General features: G+C 59.1%; 7 protein-coding genes and 1 pseudogene. 5 read left to right on the top strand and 3 right to left on the bottom strand.

The features are described 5' to 3' along the window. A partial coding sequence (locus tag B3F77_RS06785) for a cupin domain-containing protein (protein ID WP_293604223.1) occupies nucleotides 1–225 on the top strand: 225 nt, incomplete at its 5' end. On the opposite strand, the pseudogene B3F77_RS06790 reads toward B3F77_RS06785, so the two are convergent. Then, a pseudogene (locus B3F77_RS06790) lies at nucleotides 211–425 on the bottom strand (DDE-type integrase/transposase/recombinase); the annotation flags it as partial. The gene B3F77_RS06785 and the pseudogene B3F77_RS06790 sit on opposite strands and share 15 nt — an antisense overlap. Nucleotides 426–875: 450 nt before the next feature. Between B3F77_RS06790 and B3F77_RS06795 the strand changes: the two are divergent. The 3 genes from B3F77_RS06795 (at nucleotide 876) to B3F77_RS06805 (ending at nucleotide 6,713) form a co-directional block, all read left to right on the top strand. Beyond that, nucleotides 876–1,517, top strand: coding sequence for a superoxide dismutase (locus tag B3F77_RS06795; RefSeq protein WP_293604224.1), 642 nt, complete (start codon nucleotides 876–878; stop codon nucleotides 1,515–1,517). Nucleotides 1,518–1,849: 332 nt separating this feature from the next. Further along, nucleotides 1,850–5,263 carry an aminotransferase class V-fold PLP-dependent enzyme gene (locus tag B3F77_RS06800; protein WP_293604225.1) on the top strand — a complete coding sequence of 1,138 codons (3,414 nt, stop codon included), beginning with the start codon at nucleotides 1,850–1,852 and terminating at the stop codon, nucleotides 5,261–5,263. A 556-nt stretch (nucleotides 5,264–5,819) separates the two neighbouring features. Next, the gene (locus tag B3F77_RS06805; protein WP_293604226.1) at nucleotides 5,820–6,713 is read left to right on the top strand and encodes an NAD-dependent epimerase/dehydratase family protein; all 894 of its coding nucleotides are present in this window, start codon (nucleotides 5,820–5,822) and stop codon (nucleotides 6,711–6,713) included. A gap of 135 nt (nucleotides 6,714–6,848) precedes the next feature. Here B3F77_RS06805 and B3F77_RS06810 read toward each other — a convergent pair whose 3' ends face one another. Beyond that, nucleotides 6,849–9,392 (bottom strand): excinuclease ABC subunit UvrA, encoded by a 2,544-nt coding sequence (locus B3F77_RS06810; RefSeq protein ID WP_293604227.1) that lies wholly within the window; start codon nucleotides 9,390–9,392, stop codon nucleotides 6,849–6,851. A 66-nt stretch (nucleotides 9,393–9,458) separates the two neighbouring features. Between B3F77_RS06810 and B3F77_RS06815 the strand changes: the two genes are divergently transcribed. After that, complete coding sequence (locus B3F77_RS06815; RefSeq protein ID WP_293604228.1) at nucleotides 9,459–9,653, top strand: hypothetical protein; 195 nt, start codon at nucleotides 9,459–9,461, stop codon at nucleotides 9,651–9,653. 107 nt (nucleotides 9,654–9,760) lie between these two features. On the opposite strand, the gene B3F77_RS06820 is transcribed toward B3F77_RS06815, so the two are convergent. Continuing rightward, a partial coding sequence (locus tag B3F77_RS06820; RefSeq protein WP_293604229.1) for a hypothetical protein occupies nucleotides 9,761–10,562 on the bottom strand: 802 nt, incomplete at its 5' end.

Here is a 10,562-nt window from a genome sequence, read left to right on the forward strand (position 1 = left end):
AAGCTCGACCAGTTCTTTCGCGTGGAGGAAGGGACCGCTGAAGCGGTTCTCGATGGCGTTCGGCCGGCGATCCGCGCCAGCTTCGCGGTAGTGGTCCCGGCAGGGACGAATCACAACATCGTCAATACAGGCAGTGTTCCGCTGAAGCTCTATACGCTCTATACGCTCTACGCGCCGCCGAATCATCGAGACGGCGTCGTCCACCATAGGCTTGCGGCTCATTGATGATTTCATCTCGTAGTCGTTGAGCGCATTCTGGAACTCATGGCTGCAATACTGACCGCCCCGGTCTGATTGAAGCGCCTGAACCACGCCACCCGCAGCGCATCGGTGACCACGCTGGCCTGCATGCGATCCCTCATGATTCAGCCCACCACTCGCCGGCTGTATAGGTCAAGCACCGCCGTCAGATACAGCCAGCCCTCACCGGCTTGTCGCCGACCCACTTGAGTTGACCTTTCGCACTTAGCCGCACCCAGTTGCCCAACATCTGCACTGGCACGCCCAGTATCTTGGCCGTCACGGGTACCGTCTCCAGCTTGACGTCCTGGGTGTATTTGCTCCGAACTTATCTGTCTTTGATATTTATCACTTCGTACTCTCCAATCTCTGAATTTAATCAGCAACGAGGAACTTGTACACGTTGGAGACGTTTCTGAGATTTCTCCGTGAGCTTGCCCCCCGATGAAGAAAAGTTCTATGCCAAAGGGGGGGCAAAAGAAGTAGAAGGAAAAGTTAAGAAAAAGAAGTAAAGGATTCCCGGAAAAACTGCCCGACAACCGCTTTCAGCGGACGGCTTCACCTTGTTGTGCATGGCTCGCTGCTGCTGAAGCGCAAGCCGTTATGCATCACCCACCAACCTTAAGGAAACTGATATGAGCAAGATAGACACAAGCAATTCCTCGCCCTTGCTTGGAGCAGCGTCGCCCCACGTCCTACCCCCTCTTCCATATGCCGAAACCGCATTAGAACCGGTCATAACAGCCAAAACGATGAGTTTTCATTATGGAAAACATCACAAAGGCTATGTGGACAACCTGAACAAGCTGATTGCAGGAACAGAATATGCTGACCTGTCACTGGAGAAGATTATTACCAGTACCGCAGGACAGCCAGAAAGATCCGCGATCTTCAACAACGCGGCGCAAACTTGGAACCACACGTTCTATTGGAAAAGCATGAAACCGAAGGGAGGAGGCGAACCGCCCGCTGCACTCAAGCAGAGAATCGAGGCATCCTTCGGCAGCGTAGACGCCTGCAAGAAGGAGCTTGCCAGCGCGGCCGTTTCACAGTTCGGAAGTGGTTGGGCTTGGCTTGTCCTAGAGGGCGGCAAGCTCAAGGTGGTAAAGACCGCCAATGCCGCTGTCCCTTTGATAACGGGCATGAAGCCACTGCTTAGCATTGACGTGTGGGAGCATGCTTATTACCTAGATTATCAGAATCGTCGTGCCGACTATGTCAATGCCGTGCTCGACAAGCTAATCAACTGGGAGTTTGCTCTGCAGAACGCCAGCTAATGGCGGGCACATCATAGGACGGCGGAACTCATCGCATCACAGGTTGCTGCAGTGGACCGCGATTCCGACCGTTTTTCAGGGCTCTCCGTACGATAGCTGCGATTGACTGCAACTGCCAGCCCTAGAGATACTCTCTGAGAGTGTCGTTGAATTTCTTATTGCTTATTTTGACTCGGAAAGGAGAAGTAGATGCTCAAGCATGCCAATGGAAATTCCCCTGATACAGTCATTATGGACGGAAGCAATGCGAGTACGCACCTTCGCGACACGCTGGCAACGGGAACAACCGCTATCCTCCTGAGACGGACAGATTTCCTCTTCGAATCGCCCGAATGGAGGAAGTGATGATGGAGACCCGGCACGGCCTCTGCGGTATCTGTCCGGCCGGCTGCTTCGTCACTGTAACCATCCAGGACGGAAAGCTGGTGAAGGTTGAACCCCAGGAGGGGAACCCCATGGGCATGATCTGCCGGATCGGCCGCCACTCACCGGAGATTGTCCACGACCCGGACCGGCTCCTCTATCCACTGCGCCGAATCGGTCCAAGGGGCCGCTACGACTTCGAAAGAGTCTCCTGGGACCAGGCATTCGAGACCATTGTTGAAAGGTTTCAGGAAACCAAGAGGGATTTAGGTCCGGAGGCCATGGCGATCTATACCGGGCGAGGAAGCTTCGACATGGCGCTGTGCGACATCTTCCAGCCTGCGGGAGTGGCGGTGTCCTCCGCATCGAGCGTCCTGTTCCCCTTCGGTTCTCCCAACACGCTCGGAGTCGGCGCTCTGTGTTACGTTTCCTTCGCCATGATTGCTCCGCACGTGACCATGGGCGAGATGCTAAGCACGATGGAAACAGACTTGGAGCAATCCGAGCTGATAGTCATTTGGGGAGCGAACCCTGCCACCGACTCGCCTCCACTGGCTCACCTGCAGATTCTGAAGGCGCGGCAGCGTGGGGCCGCGGTGATTGCAATCGATCCGCGTCGAGCCGAGACCGCGGTTGAGTCAGGCGCCGAGTGGGTGCCAATTCGGCCAGGAACAGACGGTGCGCTCGCGCTGGGGATGATCAATGTACTTGTTGAGGAAGAACTATACGACGACCGTTTCGCCCGGAACTGGACGGTTGGTTTTGACGATCTGTGTAGCTACGTGCAGCACTTCCGGCCGGAGGTGGTGGCGGGCATAACAGGGGTCCCGGCAGGGAAAGTTCGCGAGTTGGCGCGGCGGATAGCCTCGGCGCGGGGGGCTTGCCCAGTCATGTACACCGGGCTGGAATACTCGGACAGCGGCGTGCAGGCCATCAGGGCAGTTTTCACCCTTTGGGCGCTCGCCGGTCAGCTCGACGTCCCGGGAGGGCTCCTCTTTCGAATGAAAGAGAACATCTTCCCTCAGAACCGCTCGCGGCTGATCCCGAACCCCGATGTACGCAAGGCCCTGGGTCGAGATCGCTTTCCGGTCTATAGTGCCTATCGCGGGGAGTCGCACGCAATCGCTCTTCCTGAGGCAGTGCTGAAGGGGGATCCTTATCCCATTCGTGCTCTCATTGTTCTCGGCGGCTCGCTGATTACGGCTTGGCCTCAACCGGTGATCTGGCGGAAGACGTTAGAGGCGCTGGACTTTCTGGTCTGCATCAACCGCTATCACACCGCCGACTCGGCTTACGCCGACATCGTCCTCCCTGCCGCCACCTATTATGAGATCACGTCATATATGCGTTTCGGCCCGCTTTTCAAGATCAGGGAGCGGCTCGTTGAACCGCAGGGCGAGGCGAGGAATGATTTCCTTATTCTGGCCGAGCTTGCGCAACGCCTGGGGTACGGCGATATCTATCCTCAGAGCGAAGAAGATATGCTGCGCTTCGCACTTGAGCCCAGCGGCTTCACACTCGAGGAGGTGCGTGCGGTGGGCGGAGAAGCTCGGGTTTCGACGGCTATGTTGCAGTATAAGAAGTGGGAAAAGGGGCTCTTGCGCCCAGACGGGCAGCCGGGGTTCAACACTCCGAGCGGCAAGTTTGAGATTGCCTCATCGATCCTCGCTGAACACGGCTACGATCCTCTTCCCGTCTATACGGAGCCGGCCGAGGGGCCGCTTGCGAATCCTGACCTGGCACGGACGTACCCGCTGGTGTTTAATTCGGGCGCGAGGACAACGTTCGATTTCCGCAGCCAGCATCACGGCGTGCGTGGACTTGCTGAACGGCACTTGGAGCCACCAGTTACGCTGAACCGTGAGGATGCCGAAGAACTGGGGATCGAGGAAGAGGAGCGGGTGTGGGTAGAGACGCCGCGGGGTCGAGCCCTCTTCACCGCCAGGCTGACCGACAATATCGTGCGCGGTTCAATCGATGCCGCAATGGGAGGCGGTGGGCCGCTCGGAGGAAAGGCGTGGCAGGAGTGCAACGTGAACGAGCTCACCGATATCACCCGCTTTGACCCGATCTCCGGCTTTCCCATCTACAAGACCCTCCTCTGCCGGGTGAGCAAGGCAGAGGGTTCCAGCCCTTCGGCGCGAAATTCGGGCGTCGGAGCGTCTGCTGAAGAGGATGCGTGTCCTATCCCTCATCCTGCAACGCCAGGCGATCTGCCTCGCCGGGTCTACCTGGACCACAACGCTACCACTTTCGTTGCTCCGGAGGTGCGCGAGGCGATGCTGCCGTTCCTCAGCGATATAGGTGGCAACCCCTCCAGCATTCACGGCGAGGGGAGCCGCGCCAGAGCGGCGGTGGAAGCGGCACGAAGGGTCGTAGCCCAGGGGCTGAACTGCACTGCCCGGCGTGTTGTGTTCACCGGAGGCGGCTCTGAAGCCGATAACTTTGCAATTCTGGGACTTGCGAGAGCCTCGGATGGCTCACGTCGTCACTTGATCACCAGCAGCATCGAGCACCCGGCGGTCCTGGCGCCATTGCGAGCGCTGGCTGCTAAGGGGTTCGATCTCAGCGTTCTTCCGGTGAACCGGAATGGAATCGTGGAACCTGAGTCACTCATAAAGGCAATTCGTCCCGACACGCTTCTCGTCTCTGTCATGCTAGCGAACAACGAAACCGGAGCGCTGCAACCGGTTCGAGAGCTAGCCGAGATCGCGCACGAACACGGGGCTGTGTTTCATACGGACGCGGTACAGGCCTTCGGAAAGATCCCGGTCGATGTCGAAGAACTCGGAGTGGACCTGCTGGCCGTTTCCGCCCACAAGCTGCACGGACCCAAGGGGGTCGGGGCTCTCTATGTGCGCAGGGATATACAACTCGATCCGCTCATCAAGGGAGGCGGACAGGAGCACGGAATGCGCGCAGGCACCGAGAACGTCCCTGGAATTGTCGGTTTTGGCAAGGCCGTGGAACTGGCGCTTCGCGGGCTGTACTCCGGAATGCCAGAAAGTTTAACCCTGCTGCGCGACCGGCTTGAGTCTAGTATCTGTGAACTCATCTCCGGCGCACACAGAAACGGCCCCGAGCGCGAGCGCCTCCCGAACACGCTCAATATGACCATCCCGGAGATACGCGGGGAGTCGCTTGTCCTTTTCCTTGACCGCAAAGGAATTGCTTTCTCTTCCGGCTCAGCGTGCAAATCGGGGAATCCGGAGCCTTCGCACGCATTGCTTGCAATGGGACTCACCCCAGCCGAGGCCCATTGCTCAGTGCGATTCTCGCTGGGGGCGTGGAACACGGAGGAAGAGATCAAATATGTGATCGAGGCATTCGCAAAGGTGCTGAGCGAGACCCACAGCACGGTGCGGTTTGTGCCGTGCAGGTAAGTAAACCGGGCGTGGTTCAAAAGGTGCCTACATTGGTTTATCGGCAAGATACGAAAAACCTCAGGAGAAAATCCAAGTAAAACCCGACCCAGCCGTTAGTGGTCCCTAGAACGTTCCCCCCCCCGTCGGCGGCCAGGACGCCCGACGCCACCAATTGCTTGCGTTGTGGCGCGGCAATGGCCTGTTTGGCGCGGGTGGTTACCCTGGCGCAGAGGACTGCCTGGTCGCCGCCTTGCGCTGGGGACGCGGCCATGTAATTCAGTTGGTCGTTATCGAGTTTTAAGACGCTGACGACTGTTGGTGCCAACGCGGATTTGACCGAGGTGCAAATGATTGATTGACCAGGCACCATCGGCCTGCAGTCCACAATTTGCCTTAATTTTCTTGACTAAAAGGGTGGTCCATGATTTGTCGGCATCCTGGTAAAATCCGCGTCGGCAGTAACACCCAGAACCACTGCACGCTTGATAAATCCACCCAAAATCCGGCATAGCTTATGTTGATGCAACAGAACCGAATATATTAGCCTCGATTCACCAATTAAGGAGTGAGACGCATGACCAAGCGAGTGATTGTCACGGGCGGAAGCGGGCTGGCCGGCAAATGGGTTGTCGAAGATCTGGTTCGGCATGGCTACGAGGTGCTCAACCTCGACCGTGTACCGATGGCCAAGGCCACTGCACGCACGCTGATTACGGATTTGACGGACGCGGGGCAAGTGTTCAACGCGCTGGCGTCGAGCACCACGGCAAATGCGTTCGATGACGACCTCGAAGCCAAGCCGATCGACGCCATCGTCCATTTCGCCGCCATTCCGCGCATTCTCCTCACAACTGACAACGAAGTTTTCCGAATCAACGTGATGGCGACTTACAACGTGCTGGATGCAGCATCGAAGCTCGGCATCAAGAAGGTGATCATCGCGTCTAGCGAAACCACCTACGGCGTGGTCTTCGCACATCGGCACCGCGATCCGGAATACTTTCCGCTCGACGAGCAATACCCCGTCGACCCGATGGACAGCTACGCGATGTCGAAGGTCATCAATGAGGTGACTGCGAAAGCGTTCCATGCGCGCACCGGGGCGGATATTTATTGCTTCCGTATCGGCAACGTCATCGATCCTGTCGACTACGAGAAATTTCCGGCGTACTTCAAGGATCCGGGGCTGCGCAAGCGCATTGCGTGGAGCTATATCGATGGGCGCGACCTGGCGGCCGCATGCCGGCTCGGCATCGAAAAGGACGGACTGGGCTGGGAAGTGATGAATGTGGCCGCCGACGACGTGTCATCCGACCTGCCCACCGCCGAACTGCTGCAGCGTTTCTACCCGAACGTGCCGCTCAAGAAACAGTTGGGCGAGTTCGAGACGCTGTTGAGCAATGAAAAGCTCAAGCGCCTGCTTGGCTGGCAACAGCACTACCGCTGGCGCGATCAGGTGAAAAAATAAGCAGTAGCGAAGGCGGCCTGAGGGCCTCAAGCCGCTTCACTAGCAACGTTATGGCGCCATCGCTCAATGCGTCTCGTCTTTTTGGTGAGCGCGTTAATTCCCACTTTGCGGCGGTCGCCGCGCGCGAAGATTCGATCAGGCCAGCGCCCGCGCCAAATACAGTGCGGTGCGGCTGTCCGCAGCGCGCGCGACCTGATCGGGCGGGGCGCTGACCACAACACGGCCCCCTTCGTCGCCGGCGCCGGGGCCAATGTCGATCACCCAGTCGCTCGCGGCGACCACGCGCATGTCGTGTTCGACCACAATCACGGTATTTCCCGACTCGACCAATGTATCCAATTGCGCGATCAGTTTGTCGATGTCCGACGGATGCAGGCCCGTGGTCGGTTCATCGAGAATGTAGAGCGTGTCGCCGCGCTGCGGCCGCTGTAATTCAGTGGCCAGCTTGACGCGCTGCGCTTCGCCGCCGGACAATTCGGTTGCGGCCTGGCCGAGACGCAAATAACCCAGGCCCACCTCGCGCAAGACGGACAAAGGGCGCAACAGCGGCGCTTCGTCGGCAAAAAATTCCCATGCTGCGTCGACCGTCATCGTCAGCACATCTGCGATATTCCTGTCACGGTACTGGATGGCGAGCGTGCCCTCGTTATAGCGCGCGCCGTGGCAAGCGGGGCAAGGCGCATACACGCTCGGCAAAAACAACAATTCGACCATCACCTGGCCCTCGCCTGCGCAAGTGGCGCAGCGTCCTTTGGCAACGTTGAACGAAAACCGCCCGGCGTCGTAACGATGGGTGCGCGCGCCCTTGGTCGCGGCAAAGAGTTTGCGCACGTAATCGAACAAGCCGGTGTAGGTCGCAAGATTCGAGCGCGGCGTGCGCCCGATCGGCTTCTGGTCGACCCGCACCAGCCGCTTGATACCTTCCATGCCGCCCACGATATGACCGCGGGTCGCGATGACGGCGCGCTGTCCCAGCGCGTCGACTTCCTCTTCTTCAGGCGGTATCTCGTGTCCCAGATGCGCCGCGGTCAGATCCACTAAAGCTTGGCTCACCAAGCTCGATTTTCCTGATCCGGATACACCGGTAACGCTGGTCAGCACGCCGAGTGGAAATGCGGTGTCAAGCTTGTGGAGATTATTGCGGGTCACGCCCGCCAGGCGCAGCCAGCCGCTAGGTACGCGCGGCGTGCGGCGTGCCGGGGCCGGCCCGGAAAACAGATAACGCCGGGTTTGCGACCGCTCAACGTCTGCCAGCCCCGCCGGCGGACCACTGTATAACACGAGTCCACCTTGGTCGCCCGCGGCGGGACCGACATCGACAATCCAGTCCGCGTGGCGGATGACGTCCAGGTCGTGTTCGACCACGAACAGCGAGTTGCCCGATGCCTTAAGCCGGGCCAGCGTCGTCAGTAGCGCCTCGGTGTCGGCCGGATGCAAACCGGCGGACGGCTCGTCGAGAACATACACTACGCCGAACAGGTTTGAGCGTACCTGGGTCGCTAGGCGCAGACGCTGTAATTCGCCGGGTGACAGCGTAGGTGTGCTGCGTTCGAGTGCCAGATAGCCCAGCCCCAGATCCAGCAGAACGTCGAGCCGCTCGATCAGATCGAAGGCGATGCGCTGCGTGACGATGGCTTTTTCGGGATGTTCGCGGCTTTGTTTGGTGTCCACCTTGGCCGTGCCGTCAGCGAAGGGCGCAAGGATAGCGCTTAGGCGATTGAGCGGCAGGCGCGATATGTCGGCGATATCGCAACCCGAAAATTTAACCGACAGCGCTTCGCGCCGCAGCCGTTTGCCTTTGCACAGGGGGCAGTCGGAGCTGACCATGTACTGCGCCACACGTTTTTTCATCAGCGGGCTTTGCGTCGTGGCGAAAGTCTGCAGCACATATTTTTTCGCGCCGGTGAAGGTTCCCTGATAACTTGGCATCATCTTGCGCTTGAGCGCTGCGCGCACTTCCGCGGCATCGAAGCCGGAATACACAGGAACCGTCGGCTGTTCGTCGGTGAACAGGATCCAGTCGCGGTCCTTCTTCGGCAGATCGCGCCATGGCGTATCGACGTCGTGCCCGAGTGTCATCAGAATTTCGCGCAAGTTCTGGCCGTGCCATGCGGTAGGCCAGGCGGCGACGGCACGTTCGCGGACCGTCAGCCTGTCGTCCGGGACCAATGAGCGTTCGGTCACGTCATACACCCGGCCCAGGCCATGGCATTCGGGGCAGGCGCCTTCCGGCGTATTGGGTGAAAACGACTCCGCGTATAACAGCGGCTGGCGTGCCGGATAGTCGCCAGCGCGCGAGTACAGCATGCGCAGCAGATTCGACAAGGTCGTGACGCTGCCCACCGACGAGCGGGTGGTCGGCGAGCCACGCTGCTGCTGCAACGCCACCGCTGGCGGCAAGCCGTCGATTCGATCGACTTCCGGGACTGCCATCTGGTGAAACAGACGCCGCGCATACGGCGACACCGATTCCAGATAGCGCCGCTGCGCTTCCGCGTATAGCGTGCCGAACGCCAACGACGATTTGCCGGAGCCGGACACGCCGGTGAACACCACCAGCGCATCGCGTGGGATATCGACATCGACATTCTTGAGATTGTGTTCGCGCGCGCCGCGCACGCGGACGTAGCCGCTGCTCGCGAAGTTGAGGATTGGCTGTTTGGAACGTGACTTGGGCATGGGCAGTGGCAAACAGGTGCTTGCCGCAATGATTAAGTGCGCGAGTTCATTAGGAATCCTTTTAGATTGAAAACTCGTGGTGCGAATGAATTTTGGTCAACTGCAAAATCGGTGCGACTTGAGTTGTCGCAGCCGGAGCCTTCGCAGCAAGGCGAGTGCGTCCAAGGATTTGGGCGCATTTTTGCGCTTCTCGTCCTTCTGGTTGCAGTTGCCATGATGTTTTTTTCCGTTTCACGTTCGCTGGTGGTTGATCGTTTTTAGTGCACGAACAACGCAATCAGAATAATGATGGGGATGGGAACGCCAAGAAAAAGCAGAATTAGTGAACGCATAGTTGCCTCCGAAAGTTAGAAGTTTTGGGGCTGCTGTCAAGCGTCGCGCTGCCGGCCACCGTAAGTGGCCGCCCAGCTGGCGACGAATGCACCGATGAGTAGCGAGATGAAGAGCCACAGCGCCGCATAAGCGGAAGCCTTGCGCGCCTTGTCAGCAGCGTCTTTCGCCGCAGTTTTCGCGTCAGTCAGCTTTGCCTGCACGCGTGCATACGTATCAGTCACCCGCTTCTCTGCCTCCTGCTGTGACAGACCGGTGCGCTGTGCGACGAGCTGGCCGACGTACCGAATGTCGTCTGCGGGCAGGGGTCCGGTGAAGACGGTGTTCATGAAGATGCGGGACACTTCGGACCGCGGCACGGCCGTGGCGACTACTGCCGTGTTCGAGTCTTTTCTGAACAGCGAATCGACGAAGTAGCCCATCGGCCCGGTCTCACTGTCAGACTTCACCATCTCGGAGCCGGCCGCAGTGGCAGCAACGCCACCCGCCACAACTCCGCCAGCCTGGATTCCAGCGCCCACGATCGACCCGATCACCGAGGTCAGCAGCGCGGCGGTCGCAAGCGACGCGACCGCCCATGCGAGAAAGCCGTGCGCCGTGTCGCGGAAGTAGACCTCGTCCGTATGAACCGCAATCCACTTTGTTCTCAGCCTGCCGGCGAGGTAACCACCCATTGCGCAAGCAAGCAGTTGCGTCAGAGTGACCCAAAGGATGGTCGATACGCCAAAGGTCGCTGCGCTTGCGCCGTAATGCACCCATGGCGAGACCGAGGACAGGCCCAAACCGACACCCAACATCAACAGGATCAGCGACAGTGCTGCGGCGGCGACGGCCCCCGCC

The sequence above is a fragment of the Polaromonas sp. UBA4122 genome, from assembly GCA_002381615.1.
Taxonomy (GTDB): domain Bacteria; phylum Pseudomonadota; class Gammaproteobacteria; order Burkholderiales; family Burkholderiaceae_C; genus Polaromonas.

Bases quoted from the DNA above. Each gene is read 5' to 3' on its own strand.
- B3F77_RS06795 (WP_293604224.1), top strand. From the start codon at position 876: ATGAGCAAGATAGACACAAGCAATTCCTCGCCCTTGCTTGGAGCAGCG.
- B3F77_RS06800 (WP_293604225.1), top strand. From the start codon at position 1,850: ATGGAGGAAGTGATGATGGAGACCCGGCACGGCCTCTGCGGTATCTGT.
- B3F77_RS06805 (WP_293604226.1), top strand. From the start codon at position 5,820: ATGACCAAGCGAGTGATTGTCACGGGCGGAAGCGGGCTGGCCGGCAAA.
- B3F77_RS06810 (WP_293604227.1), bottom strand. From the start codon at position 9,392: ATGCCCAAGTCACGTTCCAAACAGCCAATCCTCAACTTCGCGAGCAGC.